General features: G+C 72.5%; 18 protein-coding genes. 2 read left to right on the plus strand and 16 right to left on the minus strand.

What is annotated here, in order from left to right; genetic code table 11:
* Positions 1-76: 76 nt before the first annotated feature.
* Entirely contained in the window at positions 77-499 is a 423-nt protein-coding gene (locus QQX09_RS01080; protein ID WP_301130862.1) for a type II toxin-antitoxin system VapC family toxin, read from the minus strand.
* On the minus strand, positions 496-729 hold the full coding sequence (locus QQX09_RS01085; protein ID WP_301130863.1) for a type II toxin-antitoxin system Phd/YefM family antitoxin: 234 nt from the start codon (positions 727-729) through the stop codon (positions 496-498). The genes QQX09_RS01080 and QQX09_RS01085 overlap by 4 nt, the downstream gene beginning before the upstream one ends.
* A 168-nt stretch (positions 730-897) precedes the next feature.
* Here QQX09_RS01085 and QQX09_RS01090 point away from each other — a divergent pair, with 168 nt between their 5' ends.
* Entirely contained in the window at positions 898-1,125 is a 228-nt protein-coding gene (locus QQX09_RS01090; protein ID WP_301130864.1) for a hypothetical protein, read from the plus strand.
* Between the two features lie 177 nt (positions 1,126-1,302).
* On the plus strand, positions 1,303-1,635 hold the full coding sequence (locus QQX09_RS01095) for an RNA polymerase-binding protein RbpA (RefSeq protein WP_062293240.1): 333 nt from the start codon (positions 1,303-1,305) through the stop codon (positions 1,633-1,635).
* A gap of 43 nt (positions 1,636-1,678) precedes the next feature.
* Here QQX09_RS01095 and QQX09_RS01100 read toward each other — a convergent pair whose 3' ends face one another.
* From QQX09_RS01100 to QQX09_RS01165, 14 genes are all read right to left on the minus strand, one after another.
* A complete protein-coding gene (locus tag QQX09_RS01100) occupies positions 1,679-3,985 on the minus strand; it encodes a beta-glucosidase family protein (protein WP_301130865.1) in 2,307 nt (768 codons plus the stop codon).
* A gap of 59 nt (positions 3,986-4,044) precedes the next feature.
* Positions 4,045-4,806 carry a polyprenol monophosphomannose synthase gene (locus QQX09_RS01105; protein WP_301131149.1) on the minus strand — a complete coding sequence of 254 codons (762 nt, stop codon included), beginning with the start codon at positions 4,804-4,806 and terminating at the stop codon, positions 4,045-4,047.
* Positions 4,800-6,332 (minus strand): apolipoprotein N-acyltransferase, encoded by a 1,533-nt coding sequence (gene lnt / locus QQX09_RS01110; protein WP_301130866.1) that lies wholly within the window; start codon positions 6,330-6,332, stop codon positions 4,800-4,802. Before lnt ends, QQX09_RS01105 begins: the two co-directional genes overlap by 7 nt.
* A 49-nt stretch (positions 6,333-6,381) precedes the next feature.
* Positions 6,382-8,865 (minus strand): glycoside hydrolase family 2 TIM barrel-domain containing protein, encoded by a 2,484-nt coding sequence (locus QQX09_RS01115; protein ID WP_301130867.1) that lies wholly within the window; start codon positions 8,863-8,865, stop codon positions 6,382-6,384.
* Positions 8,866-8,902: 37 nt separating this feature from the next.
* On the minus strand, positions 8,903-10,186 hold the full coding sequence (locus QQX09_RS01120) for an MFS transporter (protein ID WP_301130868.1): 1,284 nt from the start codon (positions 10,184-10,186) through the stop codon (positions 8,903-8,905).
* 42 nt (positions 10,187-10,228) lie between these two features.
* Entirely contained in the window at positions 10,229-10,891 is a 663-nt protein-coding gene (locus tag QQX09_RS01125; protein WP_301130869.1) for a TetR/AcrR family transcriptional regulator, read from the minus strand.
* A 209-nt stretch (positions 10,892-11,100) separates the two neighbouring features.
* Entirely contained in the window at positions 11,101-13,836 is a 2,736-nt protein-coding gene (locus QQX09_RS01130) for a DEAD/DEAH box helicase (RefSeq protein WP_301130870.1), read from the minus strand.
* 9 nt (positions 13,837-13,845) lie between these two features.
* Positions 13,846-14,772, minus strand: a complete 927-nt coding sequence (locus tag QQX09_RS01135; protein WP_301130871.1) for a diacylglycerol/lipid kinase family protein — start codon at positions 14,770-14,772, stop codon at positions 13,846-13,848.
* Complete coding sequence (gene tatC / locus QQX09_RS01140) at positions 14,769-15,503, minus strand: twin-arginine translocase subunit TatC (RefSeq protein ID WP_301130872.1); 735 nt, start codon at positions 15,501-15,503, stop codon at positions 14,769-14,771. Before tatC ends, QQX09_RS01135 begins: the two co-directional genes overlap by 4 nt.
* Before the next feature lie 28 nt (positions 15,504-15,531).
* Entirely contained in the window at positions 15,532-15,741 is a 210-nt protein-coding gene (gene tatA / locus QQX09_RS01145; RefSeq protein WP_301130873.1) for a twin-arginine translocase TatA/TatE family subunit, read from the minus strand.
* A 33-nt stretch (positions 15,742-15,774) separates the two neighbouring features.
* Complete coding sequence (locus QQX09_RS01150) at positions 15,775-16,683, minus strand: helix-turn-helix transcriptional regulator (protein ID WP_301130874.1); 909 nt, start codon at positions 16,681-16,683, stop codon at positions 15,775-15,777.
* Positions 16,676-17,650 (minus strand): helix-turn-helix transcriptional regulator, encoded by a 975-nt coding sequence (locus QQX09_RS01155; RefSeq protein ID WP_301130875.1) that lies wholly within the window; start codon positions 17,648-17,650, stop codon positions 16,676-16,678. Before QQX09_RS01155 ends, QQX09_RS01150 begins: the two co-directional genes overlap by 8 nt.
* Complete coding sequence (hisG, locus tag QQX09_RS01160) at positions 17,650-18,492, minus strand: ATP phosphoribosyltransferase (RefSeq protein WP_301130876.1); 843 nt, start codon at positions 18,490-18,492, stop codon at positions 17,650-17,652. Before hisG ends, QQX09_RS01155 begins: the two co-directional genes overlap by 1 nt.
* Before the next feature lie 9 nt (positions 18,493-18,501).
* On the minus strand, positions 18,502-18,765 hold the full coding sequence (locus QQX09_RS01165; RefSeq protein ID WP_301130877.1) for a phosphoribosyl-ATP diphosphatase: 264 nt from the start codon (positions 18,763-18,765) through the stop codon (positions 18,502-18,504).
* Positions 18,766-18,790: the final 25 nt, after the last annotated feature.

The following is an 18,790-nucleotide window of genomic DNA, read 5'->3' on the forward strand; positions in this document are numbered from 1 at the left end:
CCTCCTAGCGTGACTTGACATAATGCGCATTATCGGCGCTACGCGGGAGCGGGACGAGGCCCGCATCTGGACGGCCTCAGCGCGCGGCCCACGGGTTCAACAGGTCCACGCCCAACTCCTCGAAGTCGGCGATGTTGCGTGTCACCAGCGTCAGCCCATGCGTCGCGGCCGTCGCCGCGATGAGCGTGTCGACGTATGGCCTCGGATTGGGCACGTGAAGTCTCGCCGCGTACGTGGCGACCTCGTCGGACACCGCAAGGATCCGGCCGGCGAACGCCGTACGCACACGCGTGTCGAGCCACGCGCGCAGCACGGCCCCTTGGCGCGGGTCCTTCCTTTCGCGCTGCAGCACGCCGCGTTCGAGCTCGAAGAGGCACATCGCGGACGTGTGCAAGAGTTCGAGCGCTACAGAGTCCGCCCACGCGAACACACGTGCATCCACCGCATCGTGCTTCTTGCGCAACTCGGAGATGACGTTGGTGTCGACCAGGTACGTCACAGCTCGACCTCGCGCTCCACGGGCGCGGTCCGTTCGGGTGCGAAGTCGATGTCGTCGTCCGCGGCCAGCTGGCGCGCCAACGAGCGGCCATGCACGGCGAAGGACTCGTATGGGACCAGCACGTACGCGGCGCGGCCTCGATGGGTGATGACCACGGGTCCGTCCGTGTCGGCGGCGCGCATCGCCGCCGAGGGATTCTGATTGAACTCGCGTGCGCTGATGGCAGTCACGGCGTCCTCCCACGAAATGTAGTGACCTCACTACAATAACGCGGCGACGCCCGTTGCACATCCCATCCCCAACGGTGCTTCCATGGAAAGGCGCGTTTCGACCTGGAGACCACCGCGACACCCGCGCAGGCGCTCAGAGCGCCCTCACGGACTTAACCGTCCACGACGGTGCGCTGGCTGGTGGCCGAATGCAGCCACGGGGGCGGTGGCGCCGGTTTCGCCCGCATCTCCCCCGGCATCAACGGCGCCCACCGCATGCACGTCGAGTGGACGCTCGACGACCCCACGCGCCAGAAGGCAGTGCTGTTCGTCTACCGCCACGCACCCATGCGCCCGCTCATCCGCCGGTTCTGGGTATCCGCTCTCGACCGGCACGCGGCGGAGAATGCCGCCTGACCGGGTGTCGGCGCGTACGGGAGCCGACCCGCGCATCGTCCACAGCCGGCAGACGCGCCGGAGGCCCGCGAAAGCGTGCCGGTGAACGCACGGTTCCCGCGTGGAACCAGGAACAACTCAGGCGCTACGCTCGTTATGTCCGCGTGCAGGCGCCCGCCTGCCGGAAGGAGGACGCCCATGGCCGACCGCGCGCTTCGAGGAATGCGACTGGGCACCCAGTCGATGGAATCGATCCACAACGCCGAGCTCGCCGAGCGCGTCGAGGTGCACTACGACTGCCCCAACGGTCACGTGCTCGCGATGCCGTTCTCGGTCGAGGCCGACGTCCCCCTCTCGTGGGAATGCCACTGCGGAGCGCTCGCGCTCCTGCGGGACGGCGACCGACCCGAGCCCAAGGACGTCAAGCCGCAGCGTACCCACTGGGACATGCTGCTCGAGCGTCGCACGATCCCTGAGCTGGAGGAGCTGCTGGAGGAGCGTCTCGAGCTGCTCCGCGCCAGCCGCCGCTAAGACTCGAATCGAAGGGACCCTCGCCTCGGCGGGGGTCCCTTCCTCATGCCCCGGGGTCGAGACGGACCTCGATCGCGGCACCCAGGTCGCCCCGCGAGAGCCCGACGCGCACGTCGTACTGGCCCGACGGCGGGACCAGCGCCGAACCGTCCCACGTGGCGAGCGCCCCGCGGTCCACCGCGACCTCGACCGTGCGCCGCTCCCCCGCCGCGAGCCGCACCGCCTCGAAGCCGACGAGCTTGAGGGTCTCCCCCGGCGCCTGCCGGGCGTAGAGCTGCACGACGGCCTTGCCGCCGCGGTCGGGCCCGCACGCGAGCACCGCCGCGACCGCGCCGTCGGCAGGACGAGCCTCGACGATCCGGGTGTCCGCGTAGCCGAGCCCGTGGCCGAACCAGTACGCGGGCGTCAGGCCGGTGCGCTCGTAGCCGCGGTAGCCGACGTCGACGCCCTCCGCGTAGACGACGCGTTCCTTCTCCTCCCACGGCTGAGGCGCGAGGGCGGGCGTGCCGTCGGGCCAGGTGAGGGGCAGCCGGCCGCCCGGCTCGGACGCGCCCGTGAGCATCCGGGCGAGCGCCTCGGGCAGGCGCTCGCCGCCGTAGCCGGTGTGCAGGATCGCGGCGACGCGCGCCCGCCAGGGCATGTCGATCGGTCCGGAGCCGTGCGTGACCACGGCCACCGGCGTGCCGGTCGCGGCGACCGCCTCGACGAGCTCGGCCTGACCGGCGGGTAGGGCCAGGTCCTCGGCGTCCATGCCGCCGCCGGTCGGTCGCCCGACCACGACGACCGCGACATCCGCCGTCGCCGCCGCCTCCGCGGCGCTCTCGATCGCATCGTCCAGCGGCACCAGGCCGAGGGACAGGTGGGGCTCCAGGCCGACGGTCGGCGTGATGAAGGCCGAGCCTGTGCGGTACCGCACGGTGAGCGTGCGGGCGCGGTCGGCGGCGGGCAGCACGGCGGACAGCACGTAGTGCGGGCCGCCGAGCAGCGGGGACGCGTCACGGAAGCCGCGTCCGAACGGCTCGCCGTCCAGGAGCAGCTCGACCTCGCCCGCGAACTCGACCGCCACGACCGCGCGGGCGTCGGACGGCGGCAGGGTCGCGGTGAGCGTCGCCTCCCAGGGGGCGGCGGCGTCGGCCGCGTCGGCCGGCAGCACGGCCTCGTCGAGGCTCATGGCACGCGCACCCGCGGAATCGACGAGCTCGCAGCGGAGGGTGACGCCCTCGCCCGCGCGCAGCGGGGGCGCCGGCAGCGAGGGGAGCCCGTCGGCCGCTGCGACGACGGGTAGCCCGACCGCCTCGAGCGCATGCCCCAGGGTCGCCATGCGGTCGGGGCTGAGCATGACGCTCGCGGCGCCGCCCATGACGATGCGGGATGCCAGCTCCTCGCCGCCCACGAGCGCGATCCGCGCGCCGGCGGGCAGGGGCAGGGTGCCGTCGTTGCGCAGCAGCACCGTGCTCTCGATGGCGAGCCGCTCGGCGAGCTCGAGGTGCGCGGCAGCGCCGATGAGCGTCGCATCCAGAGCCGCGTCGGGCGCCGCGGGCCCCACGGCCGCGATCGCCGCACGCACGTGGTCGCCGATGGCGGCCAGGGTCGCATCGGGGGCCGCGTCGACCATCGCCGGCGTGCGCGGGGCGTACGGGGCGAGCTCCTCGGGCGCCTCGATCAGCAGGTGCGGCAGGTCGAGGCCCGCCTCGAGCGCGGCGCGCGCGTCGCGCACCGCGAACACGAGGTCCGGCACGGTGAATCCCTGGAAGCCCCACAGCCGGCGCGGGATCTCCTGCAGCGTGCGCGACTGGGACGGGTACTCGCCGTTGACGCGGTTGTAGTTGCACAGCATCCCGCCCGCCCCGGCCGACACCGCGCGCCGGAACGGCTCGAGGTAGACCTCGTGCAGGGTCCGCTCGTCGACCACCGCATCGCGGGCCTCCGTGCGGAGCGCCTTGGGCCCCTCCCCCGTGCGGTGCCGCTCCCCCTGGTAGGCGGGGTAGTGCTTGAGGACCGACACGACGCCGCAGCCCTGGACCGCCCGCGTGATGCGGCCGCCCAGCGTCCCGGCGAGCAGCGGGTCCTCGCCGAGCGCCTCCCCGAGCCTCCCCGCCCACGGGGACCGCGCGATGTCGAGGCCCGGCGCCAGCAGCACGTTGCGGCCCGCCGCGCGGGACTCGGTGCCGAGGAGCGTCCCGTAGGCCTCCGCGAGGTCTGCGTCGAACGTCGCCGCGAGGTTGAGGGAGCTGGGCACCACCGTCGCGCCCGGCTGCGCGGTGACGCCGCAGGGCCCGTCCCCGAAGTGCAGCGGCACCGCGTCCGCGGTGTCGCCCAGCGCGATCCTGGCGTCCTCATGCCTGCCCATGGCGGCTCCCGTCGTCGCTGAGGGGTCAGCGCCAGGCTAGGAGGGACGATGCGGCGCGGTCAATCGCTCCCGGCGGTGCGCGACCGCCCGGGCAGCAGGCCGGCGAGCTGGTGCACGCGGTGCGCGAGGCCCCAGGCCGTGACCTTGACGAGCGCCTCGCGGATGATCGCGCCGCTCATCTTGGAGTCGCCGGCCTCGCGCTCGACGAACGTGATGGGCACCTCCGCGACGGAGCCGCCGGCGCGCACCACGCGCCACGCCATGTCGACCTGGAAGCAGTACCCCTGCGACTCGACGTCGTCCAGCTCGAGCCGGCGCAGCATGGAGGCGCGGTAGACGCGGAACCCGGCCGTCGCATCGTGCACCCCGAGGCCCAGCGCGAGGCGCACGTACGTGTTCGCGCCGGTCGACAGCAGCAGGCGGTGGCGGGGCCAGTTGACCACCTCTCCCCCCGGCACCCAGCGGGAGCCGATGACGAGGTCGGCGGACGATGCGCGGGCCAGCAGCGCGGGCAGGTCGACGCCGCGGTGGGAGCCGTCGGCATCCATCTCGCACAGGAGGTCGTAGCCGCGGTCGAGCCCCCACGCGAAGCCGGCCAGGTAGGCCGCGCCCAGGCCGTTCTTCGCGGTGCGGCGCAGGACGTGGACCCGCGCATCGTCCCGCGCGTGCTCCTCCGCCCAGTCGCCGGTGCCGTCGGGCGAGCCGTCGTCGACGACGAGCACGTCGACCTCGGGCGCAGCGGCGTGGACCGCCTCGAGCTGGCGCGGCAGCGACTCCCGCTCGTCGTACGTGGGGATGATGACGAGGGTGCGGGTCACCAGTCGTACCTCTCGGCGACGCGGCGGCGGACCGCGAGCAGCACGATCACGGTCGGGACGATCACGATGCCCCAGCCGATGAACCAGCCGAGCCGCACCGCGGGCGTGAGGTCGCTGCGCAGGCCCACCCGCTCGACGAGCTGGTCGGCGGTGAACAGCTCGGTGTCGGAGACGACGCGGCCGCTCGGGTCGACGACGGCGCTCACGCCGACGGTCGAGATCTGGATCGCCCACCGCCCCGTCTCGATCGCGCGCATGCGCGTCATCTGGAGCTGCTGCGTGCTCTCGGCGGTGTGGCCGAAGGACGCGTTGTTGGTGGGCACGATGAGCAGCTCCGCGCCCTTGGCGACGGCCTCGCGCACGATCCCGTCGTAGGCGACCTCGAAGCAGATGGGCGTGGCGATCGCGACCGTGCGGTCGAGCGACGCGACGGGCACCTCCATGACGGCCGCGCCGGTGCCGGCGAGCATGTCCGTGACGCGGTCGACCTCCGGGGTGACCTGGCGCGCGATGCTGCGCAGCGGCACGTACTCCGCGAACGGCGCGGGCCGCTGCTTCGAGTACGTGTCGAGGATGACGCCGTCGCCGCCGAACAGGAGCATGGTGTTGTAACGGCCGTCGACCGGCGTGTAGTCCACCGTGCCGAGCAGCAGCGGCGCGCCCGTGGCCTCCTGGGCCTGCTCGACGGCGGCGAGGGTCCGCTCGTCGACGCGCGGGTCGAAGTCCGCGGCGTTCTCGGGCCACACGACCAGGTCGACGGGGTTGTCGGCGGTCTCCTCCGCCAGCTCGAGCGTGCCCGCGAGATGGTTCTCGGTGACGAGCCGGGCCTGCGAGAAGGCCTCGAGCCCGAGGTCGGGGACGTTGCCCTGGACTGCGCCGACGCGCATCGTCCCCTCCTGCGCACGGTTGTCGAGCGGCACCAGGTAGCCGGTTCCGAGCACGGCGATCGCGAGCACCGGGGCGAGGGCGGCCGTGATGCCGCGCCGCAGGCGCGCGGACTCCCACGCGAGGCCCAGCAGCGCACCCGCGAGCACCACCGCGAACGACACGAGCGGCACGCCGCCTGCCCACGCGATCCGCGCGACGGGCGCGTCGACGAAGGCGTAGCCGACGCGCCCCCACGGGAAGCCGCCGAAGGGCATCATGCTGCGCAGCTGCTCGGCGGCGACCCAGATGGCCGCGAACGTGACGGTCTCGGCCCACCGGTGCGCCTCGAGGATGTTCGAGCGGCGCACGTGCGCCCACGCGGCGCCGACGACGCCCCACGCGAGGCCCTCGGCGACGCTCAGCGCGATCCACGGCACGAGACCGACGGCGACGTTCGCCCACCACACATGCGGCAGCATGAACGCGATGCCGAACGCCCAGCCGAGGAGGAACCCTCCCCATGCGTTCGCACGCTCGAGGGCCCACCACAGCACCGCGATCGACACGGGCGCGAGGTACCACCAACCCGTGTCCGGGAAGGCGAGGTTGAGACCGGCTCCCGCGGCGACCGCCAGCAGGAGGTTCCTCAGTCCGGTCAGCACCCGCCAAGCGTATGGGAGCCGGGCGGGTGCGCCGTGCAGGCGCGACGGGTCAGGCGCGCGAGGCCGCCTCGAGCGCGAGGTCGACGGGCTCGAGCCCCTGGACAGTGAGCGGGACGTCGTCGCACCCCGCGTCCACGACCGTGAGGTCGATGACCACCGGCGCGAACCCCTCGGCCGTGACCGTCACCGTGGCGGCCCCGGTGCCCGCGGGCCGCACCACGGCGAGCGCGCGCCCGTCGAAGGTGCGCCACGTCGACGCGTCGAAGTGCTCGACGGTGCTGGGGTTCGCGCTGCACATGCCGGCGAGCACCGCGGCACCGGTCACCTCGACGGTGACCTCGCGGTCCGCATCGGTCACCAGCGCGCCGGCGGCGTCGCGCAGCTCGATCGCGACGTACGACAGCGCGTCGTCGTCGTCGACGAGCCGCGTGGCGTCGGCCGATGCGGTGAGGAGGGCCTCCCCCGCCGTGGCGAGGGACGTACGGCCGGTCTCGGCGCCGTCGCGGTACGCGATCGCGACGAGGGTGCCGGGGCGGTAGGTGGTCTCGAGGACCGCGAGCATGGGCTTGTCGGTGCCGACCGCCGCACGGGCGATCTCGGTGCCGTCGAGCTCGAGCGCGACCTCGTCCGCGTCGGCGTAGACCTCGACCGTCGCGGGCCTGCCCTCGTAGCCGTGCCAGGTCCACGACGACACGGAGTCGCTCCAGGCCCACATGGACGGGTTGAGGATCTCCACGCCGTGGAACTCGGGGCGGCGCACGGCGATGTAGGGCTCGGTGCGCAGGCCGAAGACGATCTCGCGGTAGTACGAGAGCGGGCGGCGGTGGCCCGTGAGGTCGATGTCGGCGCACCAGGCGGTGAGGTACGGGAACTCGCGCTCGAGCTTGCCCGAGGCCTTGTCGTCGCCCTGGTACATGGTCGAGCCGATGCCGACCTCGCCCAGGTAGTCCCAGCCGGTCCACGTGAAGTCGCCGATGACGTTCGGGCTGTCCTTGACCATCGGCCACAGGCGGCCGATCTCCGGCCCGAAGGTCTCCGAGCCGACGAGCACGCGGTGCGGGAAGGCCTGACGGTCCTGCGCGTAGCGCTTCTCGGCGTAGTTGAGTCCGAGCACGTCGACGGCCGCGGACGACTCCTCGATACGCGCGGTCGCGGTGTCGGTGGCGCCGACGGTCGCCATGGCGTTCTTGTCCGCCATGAGCGCGTTGAGGCCGCCGAGCTCCTCGACGATGCGCGGCATCTCGTCGATCACGGCGAGCAGCGCGTTCACGCCGTTGGTGACGGGACGCGTCGGGTCGAGGGCACGGACCTTGTCGGCGAGGCGGCGGGCCCAGCGGGCGCCGTGCGGGGTGCCGACCTCGACGATCTCGTTGCCGATGGAGTACATGATGACCGACGGGTGGTTGCGGTCCTTGGCGACGAGGGCCTCGAGGTCCGCCTCCCACCAGGTCGGGAAGTCCGCCGCGTAGTCGTAGGGCGTCTTGAAGCGGGTCCACATGTCGAAGGCCTCGTCCATGACGAGCATGCCGAGGCGGTCGCATGCGTCGAGCATCGCGGGCGACAGCGGGTTGTGGGCGGCGCGGATCGCGTTGAAGCCGGCCTCCTTGAGCAGCTCGATGCGGCGCTCCTCGGCACGGCCGATCGCGGCGCCGCCGAGCGGGCCGTTGTCGTGGTGGATGCAGGCGCCGCGCATCAGCACCTCCTCGCCGTTGATCCGCAGGCCCTTGCGGGGGTCGACGGTCACGGTGCGGATGCCGAAGGACGTGAGGACCGGCTCCTCGTCGTCCAACGCGACGGCCGCGGTGTAGAGCGCGGGGCTGTCCGGGCCCCAGAGCGCGGGATCGGCGATGTAGAGGACCTGGCGTGCGTCGGCCTGCTCGCCGGGCGCGAGGGTGAGGGGCGTCGACTCCTGCTCGACGGGGATGCCCGAGGCGTCCGCCACGCCGGTGTGGACGCGGACGGTGCGCGTGGCGCGGGTCTCGTTGACCACCGAGGTGACGACCGAGACGACCGCCTGGTCGTCCTCGATCCGCTCGGTGACGATGCGGACGCCGTCGGCGACGATGCGCACGGGCTCGTCGACGTGGAGGATCACCGGGCGGTGCAGCCCCGCGCCGGAGTACCAGCGCGAGTCCTCGCCCGAGCGCACCTCGATGCGGAGGTCGTTCGCGGTCCCGTACCGGAGGAACGGCGTGAGGTCGACGAAGAAGCGGGTGTAGCCGTCGGCGCGGACGCCGGCCAGCTCGTCGTTGAGGAACACCTGGGCGCGGCGGTACGCGCCCTGGACCTCGAGCTGGACCGTCCTGCCCTCCCACGCCTCGGGCACGTCGAGGGTGCGGGTGTAAGTGTAGGCGGCCGACGGGTAGTAGGCCCCCGCACCCCGCGCCGGGGCATCGGGCGTGCGCTCCTCGTCACGAAGAGCGTCGTGGGGCAGACGCGCCGTGCCGAGCACCTCTGGTCCGCCGTCGAAGGCGGCGAAGGGGCCGGACGGACGTCGGTACGTCCACTCGTCGTTGATGGGGATGATGCTCACGGTCGATGCCTTCCGGGCGCGGGATGCGGGTGGGTGGTTACTTGACAGTCTTGATGGCGCCGAGCGTCACGGCCGCCGCGATGAGCAGCAGGATCGCGGCGCCGAAGCCGAGGGCGTAGCCGCCGGTGACGGTCACGACGATGGACATGATGACCGGGCCGAGGATCTGGCCGCCGGAGTTCGCGACGTTGAGGATGCCGAGGTCCTTGGCGGCCGAGTCGGCGTCCGGGAGGACGTCGATGTTGAGCGCCTGGTCGACGGAGTTGAACGTGCCCTGGCCGACGCCGAGGAAGACCGCGTAGGCGACCATCGCCCAGGCCGCGGGCATCGCGAGCGGGAAGGCCATGCCGATCGCGACCACGAGCGCCGAGACGATGACGAACGGCTTGCGGCGGCCGAACTTGTCGGAGATCGGCCCCGAGATGAAGCCGAACACGAGGCCCGTGACGAGCGCGATCATGCCGTTGATCGCGATGATCTTGGCGGCGCCGTCCTCCTCGAGCTTGATGTAGTCGGTGAGGATGTAGAGCTGGTAGTTCGACACCGCGTAGGTGCCGGCGACCAGGAAGAACTTGCCGAACAGCGCCAGGTAGAAGTCGCGGGCGCCCTTGGTCGGCGGGCGGAACGAGCGCACGATCTGCTTGCCGCTGAGCTTCTCCCGCGCCACGCCGAGGTTCGAGGTGCGCGGCGCGATCGCGACGAACACGACGGCCGACAGGATGGTGAGGAACGCGAACATCGAGATGCCGGTGCCGGGGTTGGAGACGAAGAACGCGCCGACGACGGTCGAGGCGGTCGCGCCGATGAGCATGCCGACGCCGTAGATGGCGGACACGGTGCCGCGTCGCTCGGTGGGCACGCGGTCGGAGATCTCCGCGACCATCGGCGCGATGATCGCGTTGAGGGCGGTCATGTAGACGCACCACCAGATGACGAGCTCGGGGACGCTGCCCGAGCCGCCGAACATGAACAGCGAGGCGGCCGCGACGGCCGCACCGCCGACGATCCACGGCACGCGCGCGCCGTAGCGGGAACGGGTCACGTCGGACAGGGCGCCGAAGATGATGTTCGACACGAGCGACAGCGCGGCGCCCGCGATGCCGAGGACGCCCACGAGGGCGACCTTCTGGTCGGGGGCGATGTCCTCGACGAGCGCCGGCATGAGGACGGCGATGCTGCCGACGTAGGGGGCGATCCACAGGATGCCGCCCAGGAACAGCGCGATGGCGAGCCGCCACTTGAACTCGGGCATCGCGGGCTTGGTGCCGGAGCCGGCGGGCGCTGCGCCCGAGGGCTCGGGCAGGGTGTCGAGCGAGGTCATCGTCGTCCTTCTGGTGTGAGGTGGGAGAGGTGGGGGTGGGGACTAGATCGCGTCCTGGCGCAGGATCAGGCGCAGGAAGTCTTCGAGGACCGCGACGACGTCGACGCCGTCGCGGTCGATGAGCCAGTGGAGCTGGACGCCCTCCCAGAGGGCGAAGAAGGCGGTGGCGGCGAAGGCGGGGGTGACGCCCTCCCGCACCATGCCGGCCTCGGCGGCGCCCGTGAACCAGTCCTCGAAGGCGCGGCGCACGCGGACGGTGCGCTCGGCGAAGAACTCCTCGAGGGGGTGGTCCTCGGTCACGGACTCCGCCGCGAGCACCGAGTACAGCGCGATGATGTGCGGCTGCTGCGTGTTCTGCCGAGCGAGGCGCAGCAGCGCCGCGGGCACGCCGTCGACGTCCTCCCCCGGGTCCATCCCGATGATCTCGTCGGCGCGCGTGTCGCGGTCGTGCATGAGCGCGAGCAGCAGGGCCGGCTTGTTCGGGAAGTGGTGGAGGACGGTCGACTGGTCGATGCCGCAGCGACGGGCGATCTCGCGCATCGAGCCCGCGCGGGAGCCCTGCTCGACGAAGACCTCGGTCGCGGCGGCGAGGATCGCGGCCCGGGTGCGGGCGGACTTCTTGTAGGGGCCGCGGGTGCCGGTCGCACGGCCGGTGGAGGGCGCGTCGGCGAGAGCCGTCGCCTGCCGGGAGTCGCCGTCGACCATGGCCCCGCTCCTTCTCGCATCCGAATTTCCATCACCTGATGGAGTTTCCATGATGGGATATGTCGTGACACATGTCAAATAGCCTGGAAGTCGGCGCGCCGACTCCCAATGACACTTGTGACGCATGACTTCTCGCGTGACAGAAGTGACTGGCCGCGCACCCCAGTCACATGCGTCACGCATGTCATTGGCAATCGGGCAGGAGCCCGCTAGTAGGCCACCACTCCCCTGCGCATGCCGGTGATCGCGTGCAGCGCGGCCGCGCGGACCGAGGCGCTCGGCGCGACCTCGGCGATCTGGTCGAGCGCGTCGATCACCTGCTTGCACCAGCGGACCATGTCGCCGGGCGCGATCTCGGCGTCCTTGAGGACCACGTCGAGGCCCTTGCCCTGCGCCCAGCCATGGATGGGGCCGACGATCCCCCAGTGCGGGGCCGGCAGGTCGGGGAGGCCGCGCTCGCGCTGCATGTCGTCGACCTTCGACCACAGCCGCAGCGTGTCCTTGAGGGCGCCTCCGAGCACGCCGCCGGGGCCGCCCGGCACCCGCGGCGGGCGCGACTCGTCGTCGCGTCGCCCCTGGTAGAGCAGCGTCGAGACCGCGGCGGCGAGGGCCGGCGGGTGGAGCTTGTCCCACGCGCCGGTGCGCAGCGCCTCGGCGATGACGATGTCGTTCTCCGCGTACAGGCGCCGCATCATGAGGCCGGCGCGGGTGAGCTCGGGCTCGCCGTCGACCATGTCGAGGTAGCCGAGCGCGTCGAGGATCTGGAGCCGCTTGTCGAACACGCGCGCGATCGACCCGGTGGCGCGCTGGATCTCGCCGACGACGCGGTCCTTGTCGCGCAGCGTGCGGTGGTAGCGCTCGGCCCAGCGGGCGTGCGCCTCGCGGTCGGGGCACTGGTGGCACGGGTGCTCGCGCATGAGGCGGCGCACCTCGAGCTCCTGGGCGGCGCCCTCGTCGGCGGCGGGCGTGCGCCGCTTGGAGCGGGCGAGGTCGAAGTGACCACGTGAGTCGACGATGACCTGGGCCACCTCTCGACGCGAGCGGGCGTTGCGGGAGTCGAACCGCCGCGGCAGCTTGACGGTCCCCACCTTCTCGAGGCCGTGGTGGAGCTCGGAGATCGCGAGGCGGTGCACCCGCGCGTGCTCGGTCACGACCACGGGGCGGGGCGCGACGGGGTTGTCGTCGGGCTCGACGACGGCGGCCAGGCCGGCCCGGCGGCCCCCGCCCACGCGGACGACGTCGCCGCGGCGCAGCGCCGCCAGGGTCGACGCGGTGGCCTCCTGGCGCGCGCGCGTCGCCTGCTTCGAGGCCTGCTTCTGGAGGCGCCCCAGCCGCTCCCGCAGCGCGGCGTACTCCATGAAGTCGCCCTTGTCGCACGCGGCCGCTTCGGCGTAGCCCTTGAGCGTCGAGTCGAGCTCGCGGGCCCGGCGGGCCTTGCCCACCACCGACTGGTCGGCCTGGTACTGCGCGAAGGACATCTCGAGCACCTCGCGCGCCCGCCCGGCGCCCAGCTGTGCCACGAGGTTGACCGCCATGTTGTACGACGGCTGGAACGAGCTGATGAGCGGGTACGTGCGCCGCGACGCGAGGCGGCCCAGCTGGGGCGCGTCGAAGCCGGGGTGCTCGACCACGACCGCGTGGCCCTCGACGTCGATGCCGCGCCGTCCCGCGCGCCCGGTGAGCTGCGTGTACTCCCCCGCCGTGAGGTCCTTGTGGGCCTGCCCGTCCCACTTGACGAGCTTCTCGAGCACCACCGACCGGGCCGGCATGTTGATCCCCAGCGCGAGGGTCTCGGTCGCGTAGACCACCTTGATGAGGCCGGCCGCGAACAGCTCCTCGACCACCTCCTTGAACAGCGGGATCATGCCCGCGTGGTGGGCGGCGATGCCCGCCTCGAGGTGGTCGCGCCAGCGGTGGTAGCCGAGCGCGCCCAGGTCGGCGGAGGGGACGCCCTCGCATCGTTCCTCGATGATGCGGGCGATCTCGTGCCGCTCGGCCTCGGTGGTGAGCACCATGCCGGAGGCCCGCACCTGGTCGACGGCGTCCTCGCAGCCCGCGCGCGAGAACACGAACACGATCGCGGGCAGCAGGCCCTGCTGGTCGAGCACGTCGACCACCGCGAAGCGCGGCGGGGCGCGCCTGGCGGCGGGGCGCCGTCCGCCCCGGGTGGGGCGTCCGCCGCCGCGGCCGTCGTCATGGCGGGCGCGCTTGGTGATGGCCTCGAGCTCGGGGTTGAGGCGCGGGGTCGGGCCGGGGTCCTGGGGGTCGACGCCGGGCGCGTAGAGGTCGAAGATGCCCTCGCGGAGCAGGGCGTGGGGCCACAGCGGGACGGGACGATGCTCGGACACCACCACGCGGGTGTCGCCGCGGACCTCGCCCAGCCAGGCGCCGAACTCCTCGGCGTTCGAGACTGTGGCGGACAGCGACACGATCGAGGTGCGCTCGGAGAGGTGGATGATGACCTCCTCCCACACCGAGCCGCGGAAGCGGTCCGCGAGGTAGTGAACCTCGTCGAGGATCACCACACCCAGGCTGTCGAGCGTGTCGGAGCCCGCGTAGATCATGTTGCGCAGCACCTCGGTGGTCATCACGATGATGTCCGCCTCGTGGTTGAGCGTGGTGTCGCCCGTGAGCAGGCCCACGTTCTCGGGCCCGTAGACCTTGGCGAGGTCGTGGAACTTCTGGTTCGACAGCGCCTTGATCGGGGTCGTGTAGAACGCCTTCTCGCCCTTGCGGTAGGCGTGCCGCACCGCGTACTCGCCCACGAGCGTCTTGCCCGCGCCGGTGGGCGCCGCGACCAGCACGCTATGGCCCTCGGCGACCGCCTCGCAGGCCTCCCGCTGGAACGGGTCGAGCGGGAAGGACAGCTCGGCCTCGAACTCGGCGAGGTCGGCGTGGCGGGCACGCGCGCGCGAGGCCGTGTACCGCTCGGCGGGGCTGGTCATGCCGCCAGGCTACTTGCCTCCCAGGACGGTGAGGGCGCGCGGCGCGACGGTGACGGTGAGCGGCGTGGCGCCCACGAGCTCGCCGTCCGCGAAGGCGGGCGGGAGGGCCGCGCCGAGCGACCCGTCCGGCACGATCGTCACGGACTCGACCTGCTCGATGCGCACGAGCGGGTCCGTGACGTGGCTGCCGTCCCGCAGCTTCGCGAACAGCCGCACGATGTCCCGCTTCGACATGCCGTCGGCGGTCACCAGCTCGAGCCGGCCGTCGGTGACCGAGGACTCCGGGGAGATCACCAGCCCCCCGCCGAAGACCGAGGCGTTCGCGATCGCGACGAGCGTGCAGCGCATCGTCCTCTCGCGGCCATCGGCCGTCACCCGCACCCCGTAGGGCCGGAAGCGGGGCACCTCGCGCGCGGTGGCGACCTTGTACTTGAGGGGGCCGCGCGGGAACGAGATCGCGCGCGCGTAGGACGCGACGGCGGCGTCCAGGCCAGCCGACAGGACCGCGCCGAAGTAGCGCGGGCTCGCCGGCTCCTCGATGGACCCGCCCTCGACCTTGCCCACGTCGACGCGCATCGTGTCGCCGCGCAGCCCGGCCTCGATGCGGGTGACCGCGGCCGGGATGTCGTGCCGCGGCAGGCCGACGGATGCGGCGATGTCGTCGCCCGAGCCCGCAGCGACGATGCCGAGCGGCAGGTCGGTCTCCGCGCACACCTGGAGGCCCAGGTGGGCCATGCCGTCGCCGCCGACCACCACGAGGGCGTCCAGGGAGGCACGATGCGCGACCGCGGCCTCGTACGACGCCGCCCAGGAGCCGCGCGACAGGTCGACGAGGTGGTGGCCGCCGGCGGCCAGCGCCGCCTTCGCCTCCGCGCCCCTGCGTGCGCCCCGCCCCGACCCCGATGTCGGATTGGTGATGATGCCGACGGTCCTCATACCGCGGGGGTCCTCCCCCGGACCGCGCGTTCGCGCAGCACACCGACGCCGCACGCGGCGAAGTACAGCGCGACCATGGGGCCGGCCATGAAGAGCATCGTGACCGCGTCCGGCGTGGGCGTGAGCACCGCGGCCGCGAGGAAGATGAGGAAGACCGCCCAGCGCCAGCCGCGCAGCCACGTGCGGGCCTGCACCAGGCCGGTCCAGGTAAGGGCGATCATCACGACCGGGAACACGAACGCGAGGCCGAAGGCCAGGATGAGGCGCATGGCGAAGGTCATGAACGTCTGCGCGTCGAGGAAGTTCGCGGCGCCCTCGGGCGTGAAGCCGGTGAGGATCGTGATGGCGCGCGGGAACACCCACCAGCCGAACAGCACGCCGGCGGAGAACAGCGGGATCGCGGCGCCCAGGAAGCCGAACGTGTAGCGGCGCTCGCGGCGGTGCAGACCGGGCGCGATGAACGCCCACAGCTGGTACAGCCACCACGGCGCGCTCACGATGAGGCCGATCACCAGCGACATCTTGATCTGCATGTCGAGCGCGGTCGCCACGCCCGAGAAGTTGACGGTGACGAGAGCGTCGTCGCGCTGCGCCGCGTCGAGGACGGGACGCTGGAGTGCCTCGAAGACCGGCGTGTAGAGGAACCAGCCCGCCACCATGCCGACCGCGAGGCCGGCGACGGCGAGGACGAGTCGCTTGCGGGCCTCCCTCAGATGCTCGGCCAGCGGCATCCGAGCATCGGGATTGCCCCCGCGCGCGCTACTTCTGGCCGTCACGCGGCTCGTCCGAGGACGACGTCGCGGGCTTGTCGGTGTCGGCGTCGGACTTCTTGTCGTCCGTGAGGGAGCTGGTCTCGTCCTTGAGGATGCGCAGCGACTGGCCGAGCGAGCGCGCGAGCTGCGGCAGCTTCGGCGCGCCGAACAGCAGCAGCACGATCAGCAGGATGATGAGGATCTCGCGGGGTCCCATGATGCTCCTTAAGGCGGGGTGCTGGCGGACAGTCTAGCCCTGGACGTCGAGCACGGAACGCGCCTGCCGGTGCAGCTCGTCGACCAGGCGGTTCGGCTGCACCTCCCGCAGGTGCGGCGCGACCGACAGCAGGCGGCCCGCGACGAAGGCGGCGTCCGCGACGTCGAACGTGGCGATCACGTCCTCCTCGGCGTCCTCGATCGCGACGCCTGGCATGTCCTCGAGCGCGTACCTGCCCGAGCGGGCGATGCGCACCGTCGCCCGGAAGGCGGGCGTGAGGGTGAAGCCGGCGGAGTCCGTGGGCGGGTGCTCGACGGCGGCGTCGAGCACCGTGACCGCGGCGATCCGGTCGAGGCGCAGCACGCGGTAGTCCTGCGCGCGGCGGCAGAAGCACTCGAGGTACGCGTGGCCGTCGATGACGACGAGGCGGTGCGGGTCGACGACGCGGGTGGTGCGGCGGTCCTGCGCGTCGACGTACTCGACCTCCGCGAGGCGGTAGCGGCGCATCGCCTCGAGCAGGGGCTCGCGGGTCTCGTCGGGCACGTGGTCGTCGCCCAGCACGGTGACGGGCTCCTGGAGCGCGCCGCGGAGCTTGTCGAGGACCTGGGTGCCGGCCTCGGGCAGCGCGCCCGCCGCACCCATGGTCGACAGCGCGCCCACGAGCGCCACGGCCTCGCGGGGCGAGAGCCGCACCTGGGAGACGCCGTCGTTGCGCACGAGCGCCGCGATGTCCGCGTCGTACGCGTCGGCGGAGAAGTCGATGGGGAACCACGAGTCGCCGGGCTCCGACGCGACCCACAGCGCGTTGAGGTCGGCGCGCACCTGCGCGACCGTCACCCCGAAGTGCTCGGCGAGCTCCGCGAACGGCGTGTCGCCGTGCCTCTCGACGTACGTGAGGATGCCGAGCATCCGCACCAGCCTGTCCGTCGCCTGCTCAGCCACGCGCCACCTCCAGCGCCGCGGTCGCGGCCCTCGTCACCGCATCGGCTAGCTCCTTGGGCGAGACGATGCGGGCTCCCCCGGCGAGCGCGAGCACCTCCGCCACGAGGGCGTCGGCGTGCGCGTACTCGACGTCGTAGAGGTCCCAGCCGCCGTCGACGCCGGCGGCGGTGCCGCGACGGCGCACGGCGTGGCCCGACTCGGGGCGGACGGCCACGCGGGCGGTGCGCACGTCCTCGCTCTCGCCGAGGGCGCCGAGGGGGATCTCCTCGGGGATGTCGTAGGCGCCGGGCTCCCCCACGGGGGTGACGGCGCCGCCGATGCGCTGCACACGGAAGGTGCGTGCGGCCTCGCGGTCGCGGTCGAAGCCGATGACGTACGGGACGCCCGCGCGCAGCACCACGCGCCACGGCTCGATGGTGCGGGTGCCCGCGCCCGAGCTCGACGAGGAGTACTCGAAGCGGACCGTGCAGCGGTCGGCGACGGCCTCGACCAGGGCGGCCACCGCATCGTTCCCCACGGCGGGCAGCGCCGCGAAGGGCAGCTCGACGCGCGGGCCGTGCTCGGCGGAGGATGCGAGCTTCATGACGGCCTGGGTCGCATCGGAGCCGAGGACGGCGCCACGCCAGTAGTCCGTCGCGACGCCCAGCACCGCGAGTTCCGCGGCGGTGAGGTCGAGCGCCGGCATCGCCGCCTCCGCCGGGCGGATGCGGTAGCCGATCTCGTCGCCGTGGACCGGGTCCTCGACCGTCTCGACCGGGACGCCGAGCTCGCGCAGCTCCTTCTTGTCGCGCTCGAACATGCGCTCGAAGCTCTGCTCCGCCTTGCGGACCTCCTCCTCGGAGGCGCCGTGCGGGAGCGGCTCGTAGCCCTCGATGGTGTCGCGGATCTGGTCCCGCGTGAGGCGGTGCCGGGTGCTCGAGAGGCCGATGATGAGGTTGAGGAGGCGCTGGTGCTTGGGGACCGCCATCAGACGCGGACCGCGAGCAGCTCGGTGGTGAGGATCGCGCGGGCGCCCACCGCGTACAGGGCGTCCATGATGTGGTTCATCTCGGCGCGCGGCACCATGACGCGGACGGCGTGCCAGTCCGAGCCGTGCAGCGGCGTCACCGTCGGGGCCTCGAAGCCGGGGCTGACCGCGATGGCCGCGTCGAGGCGGTCGGAGGGCACGTCGTAGTCGACGAGCACGAAGCGGCGGGCGGTGAGGACGCCGCGGAGGCGACCCGTGAGGATCGCGATGTCCTCCACCGGCGCGTCCTGCGCGCGGATGAGGATCGCCTCGGAGCCCAGGATCGGGTCGCCGAAGATCTCGAGGCCGGCGGCGCGCAGCGTGGTGCCGGTCGACACCACGTCGGCGACCACGTCGGCGACGCCGAGGCGCACCGACGACTCGACGGCGCCGTCGAGGCGGACCACGTGCGCGGTGACGCCGTGCGAGGCGAGGTGCTGCTCGACCAGGCGCGGGTAGCTGGTGGCGACGCGCTTGCCGTCGATGTCGAGGATCGACGAGGCTACGCCCGGGGCGGCGGCGTAGCGGAAGGTCGAGCCGCCGAATCCGAGCTCGAGGTGCTCGACGGCGTCCGCGCCGGAGTCGATGAGCAGGTCGCGGCCGGTGATGCCGGCGTCGACCGTGCCGGCGCCCACGTAGACGGCGACGTCGCGCGGACGCAGGAAGAAGAACTCGACGTCGTTGCGCTCGTCGACGAGCACCAGCTCGCGCGGGTCGCGGCGCTGCTTGTAGCCGGCCTCCTTGAGGAGCTGCACGGCGGGGTCGGACAGGGAGCCCTTGTTGGGCACGGCGATGCGGAGCACTTCTCTCCCCTAGAGGTTCTTGTAGACGTCGTCGAGCGTGAGGCCCTTGGCCACCATCATCACCTGCGCCCAGTAGAGCAGCTGGGAGATCTCCTCGGCGGCCTCCTCGGGCGTCTGGTACTCGGAGGCCATCCAGGACTCGGCGGCCTCCTCGACCAGCTTCTTGCCGATGGCATGGACGCCCTTGTCAAGCATCGCGACGGTGCTCGATCCCTCGGGGCGCTCCACGGCGCGGCGCTGCAGCTCTTCGAACAGGCTCTCGAACGTCTTCACGCCCGCCAGCCTATCGGGGTTGACG

The organism is Demequina litoralis (assembly GCF_030418455.1).
Lineage (GTDB): Bacteria > Actinomycetota > Actinomycetes > Actinomycetales > Demequinaceae > Demequina > Demequina litoralis.

What these genes read in the sequence shown, in the direction of transcription:
- QQX09_RS01095 (WP_062293240.1), top strand. Translation starts at nt 1,303, where the DNA reads ATGGCCGACCGCGCGCTTCGAGGAATGCGACTGGGCACCCAGTCGATG.
- QQX09_RS01100 (WP_301130865.1), bottom strand. Translation starts at nt 3,985, where the DNA reads ATGGGCAGGCATGAGGACGCCAGGATCGCGCTGGGCGACACCGCGGAC.
- QQX09_RS01120 (WP_301130868.1), bottom strand. Translation starts at nt 10,186, where the DNA reads ATGACCTCGCTCGACACCCTGCCCGAGCCCTCGGGCGCAGCGCCCGCC.
- QQX09_RS01125 (WP_301130869.1), bottom strand. Translation starts at nt 10,891, where the DNA reads ATGGTCGACGGCGACTCCCGGCAGGCGACGGCTCTCGCCGACGCGCCC.
- QQX09_RS01130 (WP_301130870.1), bottom strand. Translation starts at nt 13,836, where the DNA reads ATGACCAGCCCCGCCGAGCGGTACACGGCCTCGCGCGCGCGTGCCCGC.
- QQX09_RS01135 (WP_301130871.1), bottom strand. Translation starts at nt 14,772, where the DNA reads ATGAGGACCGTCGGCATCATCACCAATCCGACATCGGGGTCGGGGCGG.
- tatC (WP_301130872.1), bottom strand. Translation starts at nt 15,503, where the DNA reads ATGCCGCTGGCCGAGCATCTGAGGGAGGCCCGCAAGCGACTCGTCCTC.
- tatA (WP_301130873.1), bottom strand. Translation starts at nt 15,741, where the DNA reads ATGGGACCCCGCGAGATCCTCATCATCCTGCTGATCGTGCTGCTGCTG.
- QQX09_RS01155 (WP_301130875.1), bottom strand. Translation starts at nt 17,650, where the DNA reads ATGGCGGTCCCCAAGCACCAGCGCCTCCTCAACCTCATCATCGGCCTC.